A 20036-nucleotide genomic window follows, 5' to 3' on the forward strand; every position below is an offset into this window, starting at 1 on the left:
AGACATAACTTGTAACATTCCCCGCCGATCATGACCGGGACATCCACTCAGCGGACTCCCAGCATGACCACCGATACCCTGGCCGCCGGCGACCTTCCCGTCGTCGACGAGCGGCCCCATCTGGAACACAAGCCCGGCCGCATCACCGCCTTCCTGTTCTTCGCCGTGCTCGCCGTCGGCCTGCTGTTCTCGGCCTGGAGCCTGGTGCGCGACGTCGATGACGTCACCACCGTGGTGACCACCTGGACGCCGTTCCTGCTGCTGGGGGTCGCCCTGTTCATCGCCCTGGGCTTCGAGTTCGTCAACGGCTTCCACGACACCGCCAACGCCGTGGCCACCGTCATCTATACCCACTCGCTGCCGCCGCACTTCGCGGTCGTCTGGTCGGGCTGCTTCAACTTCCTCGGCGTGCTGCTGTCCAGCGGCGCGGTGGCCTTCGGCATCATCGCGCTGCTGCCGGTGGAGCTGATCCTGCAGGTCGGCTCGTCCGCCGGCTTCGCCATGGTCTTCGCCCTGCTGATCGCCGCCATCCTGTGGAACCTCGGCACCTGGTGGCTGGGCCTGCCGGCGTCGTCCTCGCACACCCTGATCGGCTCGATCATCGGCGTGGGCGTGGCCAACGCGCTGATGCACGGCCGCGACGGCACCAGCGGCGTGGACTGGGCGCAGGCGACCAAGGTCGGCTACTCGCTGCTGCTCTCGCCGTTGATCGGCTTCGTCTGCGCCGCGCTCCTGCTGCTGGCGCTGCGCCTGCTGGTGAGGAACCGCGCGCTGTACAAGGCGCCCAAGGGCAAGACGCCGCCGCCCTGGTGGATCCGCGGCCTGCTGATCCTGACCTGCACCGGCGTGTCCTTCGCCCATGGCTCCAACGACGGGCAGAAGGGCATGGGCCTGATCATGCTGATCCTGGTCGGGACCCTGCCGATGGCCTATGCGCTGAACCGCACCATGCCGGCGGACCAGACCGTGCAGTTCGTCGCCATCGCCGAGGTCACCCAGCAGGCGCTGGTGCGCGCCGCACCGCAGCCGGCCCCGGCCGACCCGCGCGCGGTGCTGTCAGAATACGTGCGCACCAAGGTGGCCACGCCGGAGCTGATCCCGTCGCTGGCGGCGCTGACCGGTGCCATCGGCGCGGAGGTGAAGGGTTACGGCAGCCTCGCCCGCGTGCCGGCCGAGGCCATGGGCAACGTGCGCAACGACATGTACCTGACCAGCGAGGCGATCCGCCTGATGGACAAGGACAAGGTTGGCAATTTCGACGCCGATACCAGCGGCAAACTGGCCGCGTTCAAGGGCAGGATCGACGAATCGACCCGCTTCATCCCGCTGTGGGTGAAGGTCGCCGTGGCCATCGCCCTGGGCCTTGGCACCATGGTTGGCTGGAAGCGCATCGTGGTGACCGTTGGCGAGAAGATCGGCAAGACCCACCTGACCTACGCGCAGGGCGCCTCGGCGGAACTGGTGGCGATGATGACCATCGGCGCGGCGGACCTGTATGGCCTGCCGGTGTCGACGACCCACGTGCTGTCCTCCGGCGTGGCCGGCACCATGGCGGCCAACGGCTCGGGGCTGCAGATGCGCACCATCCGCAACCTGCTGATGGCCTGGGTGCTGACCCTGCCGGCGGCCATCGTGCTCTCCGCGTCGTTGTACTGGCTGTTCACCCACCTGTTCTGAACGCGGGTGATGCACTGAAAACGCCGCTCCCCGAGTGGCGTTTTCCATGCCCCTGTAGGAGCGGGCCATGCCCGCGATCCGCCGGCAGGGCCGGCGCTTTCTGTCGCTCCGGTATTGCAGGTCTGATGCGTTGCCTTGAGTGATTCTGCGCCGCTTCGGCGTGCCCGCGAATTCTGTGTTTCGCCCCCTCGGGCGACCTTCTTTGGCAAACGACCCAAAGAAGGCAAAGGTCTTGCCCCAGCATCCGGCCCCGGCTTCGCCGGGGTTCCCTCGCTTCATCGAAGTTTCAGGGGCACGCCACGACGGGCCATCCCTGGCCCATCGCAGCTCTCGCGGCATCCATGCCGCTCAACCCCTGAAACTCCGACTCCACTCGGCCTCCTGAATGGGGCGTTTCGGAGTGCGCGGAGACTTTTCTGGAAATCCGTTGAGAGCTAAAGTGGGTAGGAATGCTCTCCGTAGGAGCATCTGTCTTTATCTGCCCCCCGTGCCGGCGATGTTCCCTCTCCCTAGCCCTGGCTACGCGCCCCGCTCCGAAGGGAGAGGGAGCTTCTGCGCAGTAGTTTCCACGTAGGAGCGGACCTTGTCCGCGAAATCCCCCCGGCGGGACACGCTGGCCGGAACCCCGGAGGCATGACGCCATCGGCGGCAGCGGCCCCTGCCCGCGATTCCCGCACGTCGCGCGTTCCTACCCGCAGGCTCCTCGTTTCCTACCACCCCGCTTGAAATATCGAACGCGTGGTGCGTATTTTGTACGGGCTCGCGCGCCTCGCGCGGCGTCCTGTGACAGGGACACGAAAACAAGGATAAGACGTCATGAGTAACGATCCTGGAACCCCACTCGCCGAACGCCTGGCTGGAGTGGAAGAGATCGAGTGCGTCACCCCCGACCTCAACGGGGTGCCGCGTGGCAAGGTGATGACCGGCGAGGGCTTCCTCACCGGGCGCCGGCTGCAACTGGCGCGCGGCGTGCTGCTGCAGTGCATCATGGGCGGCTACCCGCCGGCGAAGTATTACGGCAGCGACGACGGCGATCTCGCGCTGGTCGCCGAGCCGACCCAGATCCATCGCTTGCCGTGGAGCGACGAACCCCGCGCCTTCGCCATCTGCGACGCGCTGGAGCTCGACGGCAAACCCTCCGGGCTGTCTACCCGCGGCCTGCTCAAGCAGGTGGTCGCGCGCTACGCCGAACGCGGCTGGAGCCCGGTGGTGGCGACCGAGCTGGAGTTCTTCGTGTTCGCGCCCAACCCCGATCCGCTGGAGGCCTTCCAGGCGCCGGTCGGCCTCGATGGCCGCCGCGAGATCGGCCATTGCGCGTTCAGCGTGTCGTCCAACAACGGCCTGCGCCCGTTCTTCCAGGATGTCTACCGCTGCATGGAGGCGGTGGGGCTGGAGCGCGACACCTTCATGCACGAGATGGGCACCACCCAGTTCGAGATCAACTTCCTGCACGGCGATCCGGTGCTGCTGGCGGACCAGACCTTCCTCTTCAAGCATTTGCTCAAGGAAGTCGCGCTCAAGCACGGGCTGATCGTGGTGTGCATGGCCAAGCCGCTGGCGCACACGCCGGGCAGTTCGATGCACATCCACCAGAGCATCGTCGATGGCGAAGGGCGGAATATCTTCAGCGACGCCCAGGGCGAGGCCACGCCGGCCTTCCGCCACTTCATCGGCGGCCTGCAGGCGTGCCTGGCGGACTTCACCCTGCTGTTCGCGCCGAACGTGAACTCCTTCCAGCGTTTGTGCCACCCCTACGCCTCGCCGAACAACGCCTGCTGGTCCCACGACAACCGCGCCGCCGGCCTGCGCATTCCGGCCAGCGCGCCGGTGGCTCGCCGGGTGGAGAACCGCCTGCCGGGCGCCGACGCCAACCCCTACCTGGCGATTGCCGCGAGTCTTGCGGCCGGCCTGCATGGCATCGAGCGCGCGCTGGAACCCACCGCGCCGATCCAGGGCGAATTCGAGGTGCCGCCGGAGCTGCTGCTGCCCTGCACGATGTACGATGCGTTGCAGCGGCTGCAGCGCAGCGAGCTGGCCCGCGAGGTGTTCGGCAACGAGTTCATCGACGGCTACAGCGCCACCAAGTCCCTGGAGCTGACCAGCTTCTTCGACGAGATCACCCCGTGGGAACGCCGCGTCCTGGCTGCACAGGCCTGATGCGCGGGCGCGCTGACACAGTGGCGGAGAATTCGCCGCCGCTGTGATCGGCAGCCATCTTCTGGCGATCTTCAGGCCATCCTCGTTCATCGGGCAGGCATCGGAGCAAACGCCCTCCGCCAGCGCGCGCGACGCCCGCCGTTCCAGGCCCGGCAGGCCTCTCGACGCGCCGAGTGGCAGCCTCTAAGGTGTGAGCGCAAGTCCCGCTTTCCGCTGCCCGGCCACGTACCGGGGTTGTCCTGGACCAGGAGGTCCAATGCTTCGGATCGTCACTGCCTTCCGCGCTCTGTACTTCGCCGCCGTCATGCTCCTGACCGGTTCCGGTCTGCTCAGTACCTACCTCGCGTTGCGCCTGGGCGCGGAGAAGGTCGACGGGCTGTGGATCGGCGCCATGATGGCCGCCTACTACCTGGGCCTGGTGCTGGGCGGCAAGATCGGCCACCGGCTGATCGCCCGCGTCGGCCATATCCGTGCCTATGTTGCCTGTGGCGGGTTGGTGACCGCCGCCGTGCTGGGCATCGGCCTGTTGCCCTGGCTGGGCTTCTGGCTGGTGCTGCGGACCGCCATCGGCCTGGGGATGATGTGCCAGTACATGGTCATCGAAAGCTGGCTCAACGAGCAGGCCGAGGCGCGCCAGCGCGGCCTGGTGTTCGCCGGCTACATGGTCGCGTCGTACCTGGGGCTGGTGCTCGGCCAGTTGGTGCTGGTGGTGCATCCGGGGCTGGGGCCGGAGCTGCCGATGCTGATTGCGCTGTGCTTCGCCCTGTCGCTGATCCCGGTGGCGATCACCCACAAGGTCCACCCTGCGCCGCTGCGTCCGGCGCCGCTGGAGCCCCGCTTCTTCATCAAGCGGGTGCCGCAGTCGCTGACCACGGTGCTGGTGTCCGGGCTGGTGGTCGGCTCGTTCTACGGCCTGGCGCCGCTCTACGCGGTGGACCAGGGCCTGAGCACCGAGGAGATCGGCCTGTTCATGGGCGGCTGCATCTTCGCCGGCCTGCTGGTGCAGTGGCCGCTGGGTTGGCTGTCGGACCGCATCGACCGTGCCGTGCTGATCCGCAATGCAGCCATCCTGCTGTTGCTGGTGGCCCTGCCGCTGGCCGCGCTGCCGTTGCTGCCGGTGCCGCCGCTGAGCCTGGCGCTGCTGTTGCCGATGGGCTTCCTGGTCTGCCTCGTGCAGTTCACCCTCTACCCGTTGGCGGTGGCGTTCTCCAACGACCACGTCGAGGGCGAGCGCCGTGTGTCCCTGACCGCCATGCTGCTGGTGACCTTCGGCGTCGGCGCCTGCGTCGGCCCGCTGGCGGCCGGCGCGCTGATGAAGGTGTTCGGCAGCAACATGCTCTATGCCTTCGTCTGCGCCTGCTCCTTGATTCTCATCTGGCGCGTGCAGCCGGAGAAGGTCAGCGGCGTGCACCGGGTCGACGAGGCGCCGGTCAAGCATGTCGCCACGCCGGACAGCCTGGCATCCTCGCCGCTGTCTGCCGCCCTCGACCCGCGCGTCGACGAAGCGGCGGTGAAGGAGCAGATGACCCGCAACGACACCAGCGCGCCGGTGACCGAGTCGGAAGCGGAAGCAGAGGAAGAAAGCCGGCCCGCGTGAGGCGGCAAGGGAAGGGCGGCAAGCGCGTGCCGCCCGGGACGGGCTAGAACAGCTCGTCCTTCTCGAAGCGCCGGGCTTCGCGCTGCAACTGGTAGACGAAGCGCTCGATGTTGCGCTGGGCCAGGCCGCTCATCTGGTGAAAACGCATGCCGGCGAAGCTGTAGCCGACCTTCTCCTCGAAATGCACGTGGCGCAGTTCGACGGCCATGGTCAGGGCGCCGAAGGGCAGGCGCGCGGTGAATTCCTCATAGACCTGGCCGGGTTGCAGGCGCTCGGCGGCATTGCCTTCCAGGCGGATCTTGCAGCCGGTGGCGGAGATGTCGATCAGGCTGCCCTTGAGTGGCGACTTCAGCTTGCTCCCGCCGATTTCCACCGCCACCGGCTGGCCCTGGCCCACGGGGGCGCGGAAGGCGTTGCGGCGCTGGTGGTAGAGCATCTCGGCGGGCACCGGCAGCCAGTAGCAGCGGGCGCCGTCGATCTCGGAGAAGAAGGCGTTCTGGGTGCTTTCCCAGGCGATGCGCACGCCTTCATGGAAGGCCTCGATGCGAAATTGCTCGCCGTTCTGCAGGAAGCGTTCGCCATCGTTGGGGATGAGCTCGTCGAGGGCGACGATGTTGCGCTCGCGGTTGATCTCGACGACGAAGCTCTGGAAGCGCTGGCCTCGGCCTTCGAAGGTGATCACCAGGGGATCGTGACTGTCCATCAGCATTTTCAGGCTGGCGTGGATCTCCACCGGAGCTTTCAACACCTTCGGTGGTTGAGGGCCATTTTCCTCGGCGAACAGATTGGACACGGTCCGCAGGTCTCCATTGTGTTTGTTATGTGTCGTGCACGGGCAGGGCCGATAGTGGCATTCTGCCCTAGGGCGGGCCTTCAGGCCAGAGGAGGTCAGGCCTGGCTGAGCGGACGCTGGCGGTTGCCCTGGGTCGAGCCGCCGTAGCGGTCATACAGGCGCGGGGTGTCCTGGCCGCGCAGGATGTCGAGCGTGCGCTCGGTGCTGGCCTGGCCGGAGCGGATGATGCGGCCGTTGCGCTGGTTGGCTTCCTGGCAGCGCTCGAGCAGCGCGCCAAGTTCCTGCGCGCGCTCGGTCAGCGCGGCATTGCCGGTGGCCTGGGCGATCTGCGCGAGGCCCTCGCTGTCGGCGCTGACCCCGGCCTGCTGCAGTGCCTGGGTGCGGATGCGGCCGTTCTGCTCGAGCTGTTGCAGCAGCGGCAGCTTGCTGTCGAGCAGCTTCTGCAACTGGTCCAGATCACGCGCTTGCAGCGCCTGGTACTCGTCGTCGATCAGCTGCAGCAGCTGGCTGGCTGCTTCGATGTCGCCGGTGATCAGGGAAAGCAGGGCATCGGACATCTTCGGCTCGGCGTTCTAGCGGTTGACCCGGCGCTGACTGGACTCAGCGCTGGGATTCGAAATCGAGCAGCTTGCTGGCGACTTTCTGGCTGTCGACCTGGTAGCTGCCGTCAGCGATGGCCGCCTTGAGGCGAGCCACTTTCTCGTTGTCGACCACGGGCTGGTCCTTCAGTTGATCGCTTACTTTCTGCAGCTGCTGTGCCGTATCGCTGAGCTGTACCGGTTCGCCGCTCTTGGCCGGGGCGTTGACGGAGGCATTCTCGGCGGCGGCTTCGCTGCGACCGCTCTGGGCAGCACTGCTACGGCCAGTGCTGGCTGTCGTAGAGGCCGGGTTCAGCCGGTTGAAGTCGATGACCATGGTGGGAAACCTCTGGAGGTATTGGACGCTTGCCAAGCTTTTCGGCCGCCTTGAGAGAAACTTTAGGCCGAATTTTCGTGCACCCGCGCACATTTTGCAGAGGGCTGCGTCCATCATGCCAGAAAAGGCCGGAGTCGGAGAGCTACAGGCTGACTTCCACCGTCCCCGGCTCGACCACACGAGCCCTCACGATACGCTGCGAGCGCAGGTTGCGCACGCGGATCTGCTCGCCGGGCACCCCGTCGGAAAGCGCCTCGCCGGGCATGAACACGTTGATCGCACTGGTCTTGGCGCGGATCACCACCTGGTCGCCCTTGCGCACCGCCGCCGCCTGTTCGAGGAACACCGGCGCCAGCACCTGGTCGTTGACGGTCGGGCGCTTGAGTTTCATCCCGACCACCTGGTTGGGGTCGGTCAGAAAGCCCTGGCTGAGCTGGCCGACGTCGCGCTCGACCACGCTGATGTCGCCCGGCTCGATGACGTGGTTGCGTTGCAGCGGCAGGGTGGTGACGACAACTTGACGGAACAGCCTGACCGTCGCCGGCACGAACACCGTCCACGGCGAGCTGCCCTCGCAGAGCACCCGCACGGTGACCCGACCAACGGGCTGCGCCGGGCTTTCCAGCTTCTGTGTCAGGTCCTTGTCGCACTCCGCCAGGCGCAGCCTGGGGTCGATGCGTGCGACTTCGATCTCGTAGCGTGCGTCTATGCCCGAGGTCTGCAGATAATCTTCCACCTTGAACTCAAGAAAGCCCTGGGTGGAGCCGATAAGGATCTCAGGCGCGGTGAAGCCTTCCGCCCCAGCCGGGGAGAGGGTCAGCGCACCCGTCATGCCGAGCAGCGCCGCCACCAGGGTGCGCGCGAGTCTGGGCTGTCGGAAAAATGTCGTTGCCTGTTTCATGCAACGATCCTAGCAATGGTCATGCCGTCTTCGTGAGTCGGGGCGGCGTTGCGTGCACAGGAGGCTCAATGGCCGGAGTCATGGATTCGGTCAACCAGCGTACGCAGCTGGTTGGCCAGAATCGTCTCGAACTGCTGCTGTTTCGCTTGAACGGCAGCCAGCTGTACGGGATCAACGTGTTCAAGGTGAAGGAGGTGCTGCAGTGCCCCCGCCTGACCGTGATGCCCAAGTCCAGCCAGGTGGTGCGCGGGGTGGCGAACATCCGCGGCGGCACCATTCCGATCCTCGATCTGGCGCTGGCCACGGGGCGGCACGCCCTGCGGGACATCGCCAACAGCTTCGTGATCATCACCGAGTACAACACCAAGGTGCAGGGCTTCCTGGTGCACTCGGTGGAGCGCATCGTCAACATGAACTGGGAGTCGATCCATCCGCCACCCAAGGGCACCGGCCGCGATCACTACCTGACGGCGGTGACGCGGGTGGACAACCAGCTGGTGGAAATCATCGACGTGGAGAAGATCCTCGCCGAAGTGGCGCCGACCTCGGAGGACATCTCCGATGGCGTGCTGGATGCCGAGACCCAGGCCCGCGCGGTGAGCAAGCGCGTGCTGGTGGTGGACGACTCCTCGGTGGCGCGCAAGCAGCTGGTGCGTTGCCTGGAGACCGTCGGCGTGGAAGTGCTGGCGCTCAACGACGGCCGCCAGGCGCTGGATTACCTGCACCAGATGGTCGAAGCCGGCGGGCACCCGGGCAGCGATCTGCTGATGGTCATCTCGGATATCGAGATGCCGGAGATGGATGGCTACACCCTCACGGCGGAAATCCGTCACGACCCGCGCATGCAGGATCTGCACATTCTCCTGCATACTTCGCTGTCCGGGGTGTTCAACCAGGCCATGGTGAAGAAGGTCGGCGCTGACGACTTCCTCGCCAAGTTCCGCCCTGATGACCTGGCGGCCCGTGTGTCGGACCGCATCAAGGCAGTGGATGGCGCGACGGCCTGAGCCGTTGTGATGAGGTGCGGGCGGCGCCGGTGTCGCCCGCATCGTCTAAGGTTTTTTTGAACACCGGTCAGACCGCTGTCGTCGTAGCACTGACAGCTGTCACGAGCAAAGAGGCTTATCTGTGACATCCACCAATTCTGAATTCGAGCTGTTCCGGGATTTCCTGGAGAAGACCTGCGGCATCCTCCTGGGCGCCAACAAGCAGTACCTGGTCTCCAGCCGCTTGAACAAGTTGATGGAGCAGCAGGGCATCAAGTCCCTGGGCGAGCTGGTGCAGAAGATCCAGATGCGCAGCCAGCTGCGCGAACAGGTGGTCGATGCGATGACCACCAACGAGACCCTGTGGTTTCGGGATACCTATCCCTTCGAGGTGCTGAAGAACCGCGTGCTGCCGGAGATGATCAAGGCCTCGCCGGGGCAACGCCTGCGCATCTGGTCCGCGGCCTGTTCCTCGGGTCAGGAGCCGTATTCGCTGTCGATGGCCATCGATGAATTCGAACGCACCAACCTCGGCCAGCTGAAGGCCGGCGTGCAGATCGTCGCCACCGACCTCTCCGGCTCCATGCTTACCGCCTGCAAGGCCGGCGAATACGACAGCCTGGCGATCGGCCGCGGCCTGTCGCAGGAGCGCCTGGCGCGCTACTTCGACCAGAAGACGCCGGGACGCTGGACGGTGAAGCCGGCGATCAAGAGCCGTGTGGAGTTCCGCGCGCTGAACCTGCTGGACAGCTACGCCACGCTGGGCAAGTTCGACATGGTGTTCTGCCGCAACGTGCTGATCTACTTCTCGGCCGAGGTGAAGCGCGACATCCTCCTGCGCATCCATGCCACCCTCAAGCCGGGCGGCTACCTGTTCCTGGGCGCTTCCGAAGCGCTCAACGCGCTGCCCGACCATTACCAGATGGTCCAGTGCAGCCCGGGGATCATTTACAAGGCCAAGTGATGAGGCCGTGGCGGATCGGGCGGAGTTCGCAGAGGTGTCCGATCCGATCGCAGACGACGTCCGCTCCTACGCCCAGCTTGGCGCTGGTAGATGCCCCCGTCTCCTTCTGAACATCCGCGTGCCCCGCTCCCTCTCCCTAACCCTCTCCCTGAAGGGAGAGGGGACTGGCTCGGTGCCAACTGAACCCGAGGCATCAACTGGCACGGATAGTCCCTCTCCCTAACCCTGGCTGCGCGCCTCGCTCCGAAGGGAGAGGAGACTGGTTCGGTACCGGCTGAATCCGAGCCTTTCAGCGGCCACGGATAGCTCCCTCTCCCTTTAGGGAGAGGGCGGGGGGAGAGGGCAAGCCTTGCATAGGACTATCCAGGTGGGAGCCACTGTCTTCTTCGGTTACTCGGCCGTAATCCTGCGCGAACCCTGTAGGAGCGGGCCATGCCCGCGATCCGTCGGCAGGGCCGACGATGCCCTGTCACCAGGTCTTCGGCCGATAGCCCTTCACGCAGGCGCGCACCTCGTCATCGATTACGTTGCCCGGCTTGATGCACTCGGCCAGCGTGCGCGGGCTGTCGCTGTAGGGCGAGGCCACCGGCGCCGACGGTGTACCGCCCGGGGCCATGCCCAGGCGCGCCTGCAGCAGCACCCAGCGCTCCTGCAGCCAGGCATGGCTGGCCGGGTTGCGCCATAACCCGGTGCCGGCGGCGAGCAGCAGCAGCGGTATGAGCAACCACAACAAGGGCTTGACCAGCATCCGCCAGGAGCGCTTCGGCTCCTCGGGCGGCTTCTGCCGGTGCTGCTGCCTGACCTGCTCCCAGTAATAGTCGCGATCGCTGTCGCTCATCGGTGTTCGTCCGCCACGGGGTGATGCGTGCAAGAGTAACGGCTGGCGCGGCCTGCGGCGAGGCGCGATCAGCGGTCCTTGTGACGGTCTTCGCGCGCCACCATATTGATCGGCATGACTGCTCCCCGAACCTCCCCCCGCGCCCGGCGCGCCGATGTGCTGTCCGCGTTCCACCCGGCGGTGGCCGGCTGGTTCCGCGCGCATTTTCCCGCGCCGACGCCGGCACAGGTGCAGGCCTGGCCGGCGATCCAGGCCGGCGAATCGACCCTGGTCGCCGCGCCCACCGGCTCGGGCAAGACCCTCACGGCGTTCCTGGCGGCCATCGACGCTCTGGTTCGCGAGGGGCTGGCCAACGGCGGCGAACTGCCCGAGCGCACCAGCGTGGTCTACGTCTCGCCGCTCAAGGCGCTGTCCAACGATATCCGCATCAACCTCGAGGAGCCCTTGGCCGGCATCCGTGCCGCGCTGGTGGAAAGGGGCCTGCCGCCGGTGGATATCCGCACCGCGGTGCGCACCGGCGATACCACCTCCAGCGAGCGCGAGGCCATGCGCCGGCGCGTGCCGCACATCCTGGTCACCACGCCGGAGTCGCTCTACGTGCTGCTCGGCTCGGCATCCGGCCGCGCCATGCTGGCCGGCGCGCGCAGCGTGATCGTCGACGAAATCCACGCCATCGCCGCGAGCAAGCGCGGCAGCCACCTGGCGCTGTCGCTGGAACGCCTGCAGGCCCTGTGCGAGGCGCCGCTGGCGCGCATCGGCCTGTCCGCCACGCAGAAGCCCATCGAGGCGGTGGCGGGCTTCCTCGTCGGTCGCCACCAGGCCTGTCGCATCGTCGACATCGGCTACAGCCGCCAGCGCGACCTGAACCTGGAGGTGCCGGCGGCGCCGCTGGAGGCGGTGATGTCCCACGACGTCTGGGACAAGGTCTACGACCGCCTGGCCGAGCTGGCCAGCGCCCACCGCACCACCCTGGTGTTCGTCAACACCCGGCGGCTGTCCGAGCGCATCACCCGGCACCTGGCCGAGCGCCTCGGCGCCGGCTGGGTGGCGGCGCACCACGGCAGCCTGTCCAAGGAGCAGCGCCTGGGCGCCGAGCGGCGGCTCAAGGCGGGGCAGTTGAAGGTGCTGGTGGCCACCGCGTCGCTGGAGCTGGGCATCGATATCGGCGACGTCGAACTGGTCTGCCAGATCGGCTCGCCGCGCTCCATCGCCGCCTTCCTGCAGCGCGTCGGGCGCTCCGGCCACAGCGTCGGCGGCACGCCCAAGGGCCGGCTGTTCCCGACCTCGCGGGACGACCTGATCGAATGCGTGGCGCTGCTCGACAGCGTGCGCCGCCACGAGCTGGATGCGCTGAGCATTCCGCGCGCGCCGCTGGATGTGCTGGCCCAGCAGATCGTCGCCGAGGTGGCCTGCCAGGAATGGCAGGAGGACGTGCTGTTCGCGTTGTTTACCGCGGCGCAGCCCTACGCGGAGCTGCGCCGCGACCAGTTCGACGCACTGTTGCGCACCCTCGCCGAAGGCTATGCCAGCCGCAACGGACAGCGCGGCGCCTACCTGCACCGCGACGCCGTGCACCAGCGCCTGCGCGGCCGGCGCGGTGCGAAGCTGGCGGCGGTGACCTCCGGCGGCACCATCCCCGACACCGGCGACTATGCCGTGCTGCTGGAGCCGCAGGGTCTCGCTGTCGGCACGGTGAACGAGGACTTCGCCGTGGAAAGCCTGGCCGGCGACATCTTCCAGCTCGGCAACACCTCCTACCGCATCCTGCGCGTGGAGGCTGGCCGGGTGCGGGTCGAGGACGCCCAGGGCCAGCCGCCGAACATTCCCTTCTGGCTCGGCGAGGCACCGGGGCGCAGCGACGAGCTGTCCGCCAGCGTGGCGCGCCTGCGTGGCCAGCTGGACGAGCTGCTCGCCCAGGGCGAGCACGAACCCGAGCCGCTGGCCCGCGCCATCGACTGGTTGCGCGGCCAGCTCGGCCTGGACGATGCGGCGGCGCGGCAACTGGTGGAGTATCTCGCCCGCGCGCGGCATGCGCTCGGCACCCTGCCGACGCAGAAGACGCTGATCCTCGAACGCTTCTTCGATGAGTCCGGCGGCATGCAGCTGGTCATCCACTCGCCCCATGGCAGCCGCCTCAACCGGGCCTGGGGCCTGGCGCTGCGCAAGCGCTTCTGCCGCACCTTCAATTTCGAGCTGCAGGCCGCCGCCACCGAGGACGCGATCATTCTCTCGCTGGCCACCAGCCACAGCTTCCCCCTGGACGAGGTGTGGCGCTACCTGCATTCCAGCACGGCCGAGCAGGTGCTGGTGCAGGCGCTGCTCGACGCGCCGCTGTTCGGCGTGCGCTGGCGCTGGAACGCCACCACCGCGCTGGCCCTGCCGCGCTTCGCCGGCGGGCGCAAGGTGGCGCCGCCGTTGCAACGCATGCGCAGCGAAGACCTGCTGGCCTCGGTATTCCCCGACCAGGTGGCCTGCCTGGAGAACATCGCCGGCGAACGCGAGATTCCCGATCACCCGCTGGTGGCGCAGACCCTCGACGATTGCCTGCACGAAGCCATGGACAGCGAAGGCTGGCTCGACCTGCTGCGGCGCATGGAGCGCGGCGAGGTCAGCCTGCTGGCGCGCGACCTGCCGGCGCCCTCGCCGCTGGCGGCAGAGGTGCTGTCCGCCAGCCCGTACGCCTTCCTCGACGATGCACCGCTGGAGGAGCGCCGTACCCAGGCCGTGCAGAGCCGCCGCTGGACCGACCCCGAAAGCGCCGACGATCTCGGCGCGCTGGATGCCGAAGCCATCGAGGCGGTGCGCGCCGAGGCCTGGCCGGAAGCCCGCGACACCGACGAGATGCACGAGGCGCTGACCGCCCTGGGCGGCCTGCGGGACAGCGAGGCGCGGGCCAACGATGGCTGGCCGTTCCTGCTCAAATCCCTGGCCAAGGCCGGCCGCGCCACGCGCCTGAGGTTATCCACAGGTGCCGTGTGGGTCGCGGCGGAGCGGCTCAGCCAATGGCTGGCGCTGCATCCGCAGGCGGCGATGACCCCGCGGCTCGACCTGCCGCCGGCGCTGCGTGAACCCTGCGCGGCGGACGAGGCGCAGGTCGAACTGGTGCGCGCGCGCCTGACCGGGTTCGGCCCGCGGCTGCTGCGCGAGCTGGCGGACGACCTGGGTATTTCCCCGGGCGATACCGGCGTCGCCCTGGCCGGCCTGGAGCGCGAAGGCTACGTGCTGCGGGGCCACTTCACACCCGGCGCGAGCGAGGAGCAGTGGTGCGAGCGGCACCTGCTGGCGCGCATCCACCGTTACACGGTCAAGCGCCTGCGCCGGGAAATCGAGCCGGTGGCGCGGGCGGACTTCATGCGTTTTCTCTTCGACTGGCAGCGCGTCTCCGCGGGGACGCGGGTGCGCGGGGCGGAATCCCTGGCCGGCGTGCTCAGCCAGTTGGAAGGTTTCCAGGCGGCGGCCAGTGCCTGGGAGAGCGACATCCTGCCCAGCCGCGTGGCCGACTACGGCATCAACTGGCTGGACGACCTATGTCGCGCCGGCCGCATCGTCTGGGCGCGCCTGCCGGGCCGAGTGACCGCCAAGGGCCGCGGCGGGCCGCTGAAAAGCACCCCCGTCGTGTTGCTGCCCCGGGCGCAGATGGCGCTGTGGAGCGCGCTGAGCGCGGGGCAGGCGGAGGCCGAGCTGTCGGCGAAGGCCAACAAGGTGCTGGAAGTGCTCAAGGAGCACGGCGCGTCGTTCTTTGAGGAACTGACCAGCGACAGCCACCTGCTGCGCACCGAACTGGAAAGCGTGCTGGGCGAGCTGGTGGCGGCGGGGCGGGTGAACGCCGACAGCTTCGCCGGCCTGCGCGCGCTGCTGATGCCGGCGGCCAGGCGGCACCCGCAACGCCGCTCGCGCACGCCGCTGTTCGGCATGGCCGATGCCGGCCGCTGGGCGCTGCTGCGCCGCGCCACGCTGGAGCCGGGGGCGCGGCTGCCGGCGGAGATACTCGAACACGTCGCCATGACGCTGCTGCGTCGTTATGGCGTGGTCTGCTGGCGCCTGCTGGACCGTGAGGCCGACTGGCTGCCGCCCTGGCGCGACCTGCTGCGGGTCTACCATCGCCTGGAAGCGCGCGGGGAGATCCGCGGCGGGCGCTTCGTCGCTGGGCTGACCGGCGAACAGTTCGCCCTGCCCGAAGCCGTCGGCCTGCTGCGCGAGGTGCGCCGCCGCGGGGCCAGCGGCGAGTGGCTGGTGGTCTCGGCGGTCGATCCGCTGAACCTCGCCGGCACGCTGCTGCCGGGGCGCAAGGTGCCGGCCGTCAGCGGCAACCGCGTGCTCTACCGCGACGGCGTGCCGGTGGGCGCGTTGATCGCCGGCGCGGTGGAACTGCTCGCCGAGCTGGCGCCGGACGACCAGGCCCGCGCGCGGGAACTGCTGATCCGTCGATAAGCCGGGCGCGCCTGGCATACACTCAGCGGCACGGACGTTTCTCCCAGTGAGGCTGTGATGTCTTCCCGCGAGTCCCCGAGCCTGCCCGAGCTGTTGCGCCAGTGGTGGTTCCTGCCGCTGCTGGCGCTGGCGCTGTGCCTGCGCCTGTATGAACTGACCGGTGCGGCCATCTGGGGGGACGAAAGCTCCAGCCTGTTCCTCGCCCGCTATGCGCCGCTGCCGCTCTGGCAGCACGCCGCCCACGACGTGCACCCGCCGCTGTACTTCTACCTGCTGCACCTGTGGATCGGCGTGTTCGGCGAGAGCGTGCTGTCGCTGCGCCTGCTCAGCGCGCTGTGCGGCACGCTGGCGGTGTTCCTCGGCGGCTGGCTGGCCTGGCGCCTCGCCGGTCGCCGCACGGCCTGGCTCGCCGTCCTGCTGCTGGCGCTGTTGCCCACGGCGGTGCGCTACAGCCAGGAAGTGCGCATGTATGCGCTGCTCGGCTGCTGGTTGCTGGCGGCGACCCTGGCCTTGCTCTACTGGCTGGACGACGGGCGGCGACGTTACCTGCTGGCCTACGTGCTGCTGATGAGCGCGGCGTTCTACACCCATTATTTCAGCCTGTTCGGCCTGCTGGTGCACTGGGCCTGGCTGGCATCGCTGCCGGGCAGCCCGCTGCGCCGGCGCGACTGGTGGCTGGCCAACCTGGCCATCGCCGTGCTGTTCCTGCCCTGGCTGCCGGGGCTGCTGGACCTGATTCGCCACATGGCGGTGCTGGTGGCCGGCGGCGACGTGGGCTGGGAGCCGCCGGTGGATGCGCGCTCCGTGCCGTCGATGCTCTGGCAATGGCTGGCGCAGTCGGACGGTAACGAACTGGCCTGGCCGTTGCTGGTGGGCGTGCCGCTGCTGGTGGTGGCGGCGATCCTGCTGGTGCTGCGCCTGGATCGCAGCCGCCAGCGCGCCGGCGTGTTGCTGGCCCTGTATGTCGGTCTGCCGCTGCTGGCGCTGTATGGCGTGTCGTTCGTCTCGCCGGTGTTCGTCGAGCGCTACCTGACGGCGTTCGCCCTGGGCTTGCCGCTGCTGTTCGCGCTGGCGCTAGACCACCTGCTGGCGGCGCGGCGGGTGCTGGGCGTGGCGACCCTGGCGACGCTGCTCGGCTTGCAGGGCATGGGGCTGCAGCGGGCCCTGGAAACCGATCCGGACGAGCAGTTCGACGGCATGGTCGCCTACGTCAATGCCCACTACCGCGCCGGCGACCGGGTGGTGGTGGACGATATCCTCTGGTACCTGGCGTTCCGTTACTACAACCGCACCGGCAGCGAACCGCTGCTCTACACCGCGCCGGCGGATGACGGTTCCTCCGGGCGACCGGGTGAGTACGGATTCGGCTCGCTCATCGATGATCGCCAGCACAGCTTCGTCGACCGCCTGGCCGACCTGCCGCGCGATGACGGCCGTGTCTGGCTGGTGATGAGCCGCTACAACGACCAGGAGATCCCGGACGTGCCGGCCCACTGGCGGCGCATCGCCCAGCATGCCGGCGGGGAAGTGCAGGCGCTCCTGTTCGAGCGCGCGTCGCTGCGCAACGCCGCGCGCTGAGGGCTCAGAAGCGGATGCGGCCGGTGAAGGCGTCCTTGAGCATCACCCAGTCGCCCATCAGCGACCACAGCGGGTACTTGAAGGTGGCCGGGCGGTTCTTCTCGAACACGAAGTGGCCCACCCAGGCGAAGCCATAACCGGCCAGCGGCATGGCCAGCAGCCACAGCCACTGCCCGCTGAGGAGGGCGTAGGCGAGGATCGACAGCACCAGCAGGCTGCCCACGTAGTGCAGGCGGCGGCACACGGGGTTGCTGTGCTCCTGCAGGTAATACGGGTAGAACTCGGCGAAGCTCTGGAATCGATCGGCGGTCTGGGTGCTCATGGCGCACCTCCTGTTGTTGTGGTGGCGCCAGTGTAGGCCGCCGTCTTCAGACTTGCGGATGACATAGGGGGCCAGTTTAGTATCCCCCTGTGCCGCCGGCCTATCCGACCGTTCGGCGCGGATCACCACCATAACCAGAAGAAACTGCATGCCTGAGCGTACGACCCTGTCGAGCTGGGTGCGGGGGATCGTCCAGTCGCTGGAGCTGGAAGGCCTCGACTGCCGCGCGCTGTTCACCGAACTGGAGCTGGACTTCGCCGCTCTCGACGACCCCGACGCACGCTTCCCGCAGGACGCCATGAGCCGTCTGTGGAACCGCGCCGTGGAGCTGTCCGGCAACCCGGCCATCGGCCTGAACATTGCCCGCGTGCACACCCCGGCGTTCCCCGTGGTGGGCTATGCGCTGATGTCCAGCCGCAACCTGGCCGAGGGCTTCGAGCGCCTGGAGCGCTACCAGCGGATCATCGCCGAGGGCGCCGACCTGACCTTCCGCCGCCTGCCCGAGGGCTGCCTGTACCGCATCGTCGTGCATGGCGATCGCCTGCCGGTGCCGCGGCAGAGCGCGGAGTGCTCGCTGGCCAGCCTGATCGCCATGCTGCGCTGGATCACCGGGCGGGCGATAAGGCCGCTGGAAGTGCGCCTGGCCGGCGAGGCGCCGCCGGATGTCGAACCCTACCGCGCGCTGTTCCAGGCGCCACTGAGTTTTGGCCACGCGGACTGCGCGATGCTGTTCTCCCACGAGGACATGAACGCGCCGCTGCCCACCGCCAACGAAGAACTGGCGCGCCTGCACGACCGCTTCGCCGGTGAGTACCTGGCGCGCTTCGTCAGCAGCCGCTTCAGCCACCAGACGCGCCAGGTGCTGTGCCGCCTGCTGCCCCAGGGCGAGCCCAAGCGCGAGAGCGTGGCGCAGGCGCTGCACCTGTCCGAGCGCACCCTGCAGCGTCGGTTGCAGGAAGAGGGCACCAGCTACCAGCAGTTGCTCGACGACACCCGCCGCGAGCTGGCCCAGCAGTACCTCGCCACGCCGCGCATGACGCTACTGGAGGTCGCCTACCTGCTGGGCTTCTCCGAGCCGAGCAACTTCTTCCGCGCCTTCCGCCGCTGGTTCGGCAAGACGCCGGGGGAGTACCGCGAAGAACTGTGAGCTGTTGTAGGAGCGAGCTTGCTCGCGAAGGGATTCCCGGCGGCTGCGGCGTCAAGCGGTTCGCGAGCAAGCTCGCTCCTACAAAGGCTGCGCCACGTGCCGGCGCTCCCGGTATGCGCGTTTGTAGGATGGATGGAGCGCAGCGACACCCATGCTGCCGGTGCCGGGATTGACGGGTATCGCTTCGCTCCACGCCATCCTGCGGCGTGTTCATCCGGCCAATGGGGCTGTCAGGGCGATCAATGCCGCCAGAACGCCGGGGTGAACAGCACCAGCACGGTGATGATCTCCAGCCGCCCCAGCAGCATGCCGCCGCACAGCAGCCATTTGGCCGCGTCCGGCAGCGAGGCGAAGTTGCCCGACGGGCCGATGATCGGCCCCATGCCCGGCCCGACGCCGGCCACGGTGCTGGCCGCGCCGGTGAGCGAGGTCATCCAGTCCAGGCCGAGGAACGACAGGCCCAGCGCCAGGCCGCCGACAGTGGCGCCGAAGAAGAACGAGAAGGTCAGGATCGAGCGCACGATCTCTTCGTCCAAGCGGTGGCCGTTGTAGCTCTGGCGGATCACCGCGCGCGGGTGGATCAGCTGGTACAGGCTGGCGCGCAGCAGGGTGTAGGCCACCTGGAAGCGGAAGATCTTGATGCCGCCGGCGGTGGAGCCGGAGCAGCCACCGATGAAGCCCAGGTAGAAGAACAGCATGATCGAGAAGTGGCCCCACAGGCTGTAGTCGCCCAGCGCGAAGCCGGTGGTGGTGACCACCGAGGTGACGTTCACCGCGACGATGCGGAAGGCGTCCAGCCACGGCAGGCCGGAGTTCACCGAGTACCAGGTGCCCATCACCAGCCAGGTGAACACCAGCAGGCCGAGAAAACCATGCACCTGGTGATCGCGGATCAGCGCCTTGCGGTTGCCGCGCAGGGTGGCGACGTAGAGCACGAAGGGAATGCTGCCCAGGATCATCACCATCACCGCGACCCAGTGCACCGCCGGCTGGTGCCATTTGGCCAGGGACTGGTCGGAGGTGGAGAAGCCGCCGGTGGAGATCGCCGACATGGCGTGGTTGAGCGAGTCGAACAGGCCCATGCCGGCCCACCAGAAGGCCAGGGTGCCGGCGATGGTGATGGCGACGTACACCCCGACGATGTACTTGGCCACCATGTGCGAGCGCGGCATGACCTTGTCGGAGCGGTCCGAGGATTCGGTCTGGAACAGGCGCATGCCGCCGATGCGCAGCATCGGCAGGATCGCCACCGCCATGGCGATGAAGCCGATGCCGCCCAGCCAGTGCAGCAGCGAGCGCCAGATGAGGATGCCCGGGGACATCTTGTCCAGCCCGGAGAGGATGGTCGAGCCGGTGGCGGTTATCCCCGACATGCTCTCGAAGATCGCGTCGGTGAAGCTGATGTGCCGGGCGAACATGAAGGGCAGGGCGGAGAAGAAGCAGACGATCACCCAGCTCGACACGGTGAGCATGTACATGTCCCGCGGGCGCAGGTGCACCTGCTCGGGGCGGCCGGGGATGACCATGCCCAGCCCGCAGGTGAAGGTGATGATGGCCGACCAGATGAAGGGGTGCAGTTCGTTGGCGCGGCCGTAGTAGAGCAGCGTGGCCATGGGGACCAGCATGGCGACCGCCAGCGTGATCACGAAGATGCCGATGATGAATCCGAGGGTGCGTAGTGTCGGCAGGGCCATGCGCTGAGGTCTGAAACAAGTGGGAATCGGCCATTT

Annotated in this window: 15 protein-coding genes; 8 read left to right on the forward strand and 7 right to left on the reverse strand. The window is 67.9% G+C overall.

The window, feature by feature from the left end:
* Positions 1-63 precede the first annotated feature (63 nt).
* The 3 genes from N0B71_RS17175 to N0B71_RS17185 all read left to right on the forward strand — a co-directional run bounded on the left by N0B71_RS17175 (position 64) and on the right by N0B71_RS17185 (position 5431).
* Entirely contained in the window at positions 64-1677 is a 1614-nt protein-coding gene (locus tag N0B71_RS17175; protein ID WP_259753856.1) for an inorganic phosphate transporter, read from the forward strand.
* Positions 1678-2595: 918 nt separating this feature from the next.
* A complete protein-coding gene (locus N0B71_RS17180; RefSeq protein ID WP_259759599.1) occupies positions 2596-3834 on the forward strand; it encodes a glutamine synthetase family protein in 1239 nt (412 codons plus the stop codon).
* A 256-nt stretch (positions 3835-4090) separates the two neighbouring features.
* Positions 4091-5431 (forward strand): MFS transporter, encoded by a 1341-nt coding sequence (locus tag N0B71_RS17185; RefSeq protein ID WP_259753857.1) that lies wholly within the window; start codon positions 4091-4093, stop codon positions 5429-5431.
* A gap of 43 nt (positions 5432-5474) precedes the next feature.
* Here the strand turns inward: N0B71_RS17185 and N0B71_RS17190 are convergent, their stop codons facing one another.
* The 4 genes from N0B71_RS17190 to flgA all read right to left on the reverse strand — a co-directional run bounded on the left by N0B71_RS17190 (position 5475) and on the right by flgA (position 7971).
* The gene (locus tag N0B71_RS17190; protein ID WP_259753858.1) at positions 5475-6224 is read right to left on the reverse strand and encodes a flagellar brake protein; all 750 of its coding nucleotides are present in this window, start codon (positions 6222-6224) and stop codon (positions 5475-5477) included.
* Positions 6225-6319: 95 nt separating this feature from the next.
* Positions 6320-6781: a flagella synthesis protein FlgN gene (locus N0B71_RS17195; protein WP_259753859.1), complete on the reverse strand. Its 462-nt coding sequence runs from the start codon at positions 6779-6781 to the stop codon at positions 6320-6322.
* A gap of 43 nt (positions 6782-6824) precedes the next feature.
* Positions 6825-7139 (reverse strand): flagellar biosynthesis anti-sigma factor FlgM, encoded by a 315-nt coding sequence (gene flgM, locus N0B71_RS17200; RefSeq protein WP_259753860.1) that lies wholly within the window; start codon positions 7137-7139, stop codon positions 6825-6827.
* Positions 7140-7281: 142 nt separating this feature from the next.
* The gene (gene flgA, locus N0B71_RS17205) at positions 7282-7971 is read right to left on the reverse strand and encodes a flagellar basal body P-ring formation chaperone FlgA (RefSeq protein WP_259759601.1); all 690 of its coding nucleotides are present in this window, start codon (positions 7969-7971) and stop codon (positions 7282-7284) included.
* Between the two features lie 137 nt (positions 7972-8108).
* Between flgA and N0B71_RS17210 the strand changes: the two genes are divergently transcribed.
* Both N0B71_RS17210 and cheR read left to right on the forward strand, forming a co-directional pair.
* Positions 8109-9047, forward strand: a complete 939-nt coding sequence (locus N0B71_RS17210) for a chemotaxis protein CheV (RefSeq protein WP_259753861.1) — start codon at positions 8109-8111, stop codon at positions 9045-9047.
* 121 nt (positions 9048-9168) lie between these two features.
* Positions 9169-9990: a protein-glutamate O-methyltransferase CheR gene (gene cheR / locus N0B71_RS17215; RefSeq protein WP_259753863.1), complete on the forward strand. Its 822-nt coding sequence runs from the start codon at positions 9169-9171 to the stop codon at positions 9988-9990.
* Between the two features lie 469 nt (positions 9991-10459).
* On the opposite strand, the gene N0B71_RS17220 is transcribed toward cheR, so the two are convergent.
* Positions 10460-10828, reverse strand: coding sequence for a hypothetical protein (locus tag N0B71_RS17220; protein WP_259753864.1), 369 nt, complete (start codon positions 10826-10828; stop codon positions 10460-10462).
* A gap of 114 nt (positions 10829-10942) precedes the next feature.
* Here N0B71_RS17220 and N0B71_RS17225 point away from each other — a divergent pair, with 114 nt between their 5' ends.
* A complete protein-coding gene (locus N0B71_RS17225; RefSeq protein WP_259753866.1) occupies positions 10943-15259 on the forward strand; it encodes a DEAD/DEAH box helicase in 4317 nt (1438 codons plus the stop codon).
* A gap of 57 nt (positions 15260-15316) precedes the next feature.
* Positions 15317-16837 carry a glycosyltransferase family 39 protein gene (locus tag N0B71_RS17230; RefSeq protein WP_259753868.1) on the forward strand — a complete coding sequence of 507 codons (1521 nt, stop codon included), beginning with the start codon at positions 15317-15319 and terminating at the stop codon, positions 16835-16837.
* 4 nt (positions 16838-16841) lie between these two features.
* Here N0B71_RS17230 and N0B71_RS17235 read toward each other — a convergent pair whose 3' ends face one another.
* On the reverse strand, positions 16842-17159 hold the full coding sequence (locus N0B71_RS17235; protein ID WP_259753870.1) for an Mpo1-like protein: 318 nt from the start codon (positions 17157-17159) through the stop codon (positions 16842-16844).
* Positions 17160-17307: 148 nt separating this feature from the next.
* On the opposite strand from N0B71_RS17235, the gene N0B71_RS17240 reads away from it, so the two are divergent.
* Positions 17308-18306: an AraC family transcriptional regulator gene (locus N0B71_RS17240; RefSeq protein WP_259753872.1), complete on the forward strand. Its 999-nt coding sequence runs from the start codon at positions 17308-17310 to the stop codon at positions 18304-18306.
* Between the two features lie 239 nt (positions 18307-18545).
* On the opposite strand, the gene N0B71_RS17245 is transcribed toward N0B71_RS17240, so the two are convergent.
* Positions 18546-20000, reverse strand: a complete 1455-nt coding sequence (locus N0B71_RS17245) for a TrkH family potassium uptake protein (protein ID WP_259753874.1) — start codon at positions 19998-20000, stop codon at positions 18546-18548.
* Positions 20001-20036: the final 36 nt, after the last annotated feature.

It is taken from the genome of Pseudomonas sp. GCEP-101 (genome assembly GCF_025133575.1).
GTDB classification, from domain to species: domain Bacteria; phylum Pseudomonadota; class Gammaproteobacteria; order Pseudomonadales; family Pseudomonadaceae; genus Pseudomonas; species Pseudomonas nitroreducens_B.

Excerpts from the sequence above, each read along its gene's own strand:
- N0B71_RS17230 (WP_259753868.1), top strand. The coding sequence starts at position 15,317 with ATGTCTTCCCGCGAGTCCCCGAGCCTGCCCGAGCTGTTGCGCCAGTGG.
- flgM (WP_259753860.1), bottom strand. The coding sequence starts at position 7,139 with ATGGTCATCGACTTCAACCGGCTGAACCCGGCCTCTACGACAGCCAGC.
- N0B71_RS17185 (WP_259753857.1), top strand. The coding sequence starts at position 4,091 with ATGCTTCGGATCGTCACTGCCTTCCGCGCTCTGTACTTCGCCGCCGTC.
- N0B71_RS17180 (WP_259759599.1), top strand. The coding sequence starts at position 2,596 with ATGACCGGCGAGGGCTTCCTCACCGGGCGCCGGCTGCAACTGGCGCGC.
- N0B71_RS17175 (WP_259753856.1), top strand. The coding sequence starts at position 64 with ATGACCACCGATACCCTGGCCGCCGGCGACCTTCCCGTCGTCGACGAG.
- N0B71_RS17235 (WP_259753870.1), bottom strand. The coding sequence starts at position 17,159 with ATGAGCACCCAGACCGCCGATCGATTCCAGAGCTTCGCCGAGTTCTAC.
- N0B71_RS17195 (WP_259753859.1), bottom strand. The coding sequence starts at position 6,781 with ATGTCCGATGCCCTGCTTTCCCTGATCACCGGCGACATCGAAGCAGCC.
- flgA (WP_259759601.1), bottom strand. The coding sequence starts at position 7,971 with ATGACGGGTGCGCTGACCCTCTCCCCGGCTGGGGCGGAAGGCTTCACC.
- N0B71_RS17240 (WP_259753872.1), top strand. The coding sequence starts at position 17,308 with ATGCCTGAGCGTACGACCCTGTCGAGCTGGGTGCGGGGGATCGTCCAG.
- N0B71_RS17225 (WP_259753866.1), top strand. The coding sequence starts at position 10,943 with ATGACTGCTCCCCGAACCTCCCCCCGCGCCCGGCGCGCCGATGTGCTG.
- N0B71_RS17210 (WP_259753861.1), top strand. The coding sequence starts at position 8,109 with ATGGCCGGAGTCATGGATTCGGTCAACCAGCGTACGCAGCTGGTTGGC.
- N0B71_RS17245 (WP_259753874.1), bottom strand. The coding sequence starts at position 20,000 with ATGGCCCTGCCGACACTACGCACCCTCGGATTCATCATCGGCATCTTC.
- N0B71_RS17220 (WP_259753864.1), bottom strand. The coding sequence starts at position 10,828 with ATGAGCGACAGCGATCGCGACTATTACTGGGAGCAGGTCAGGCAGCAG.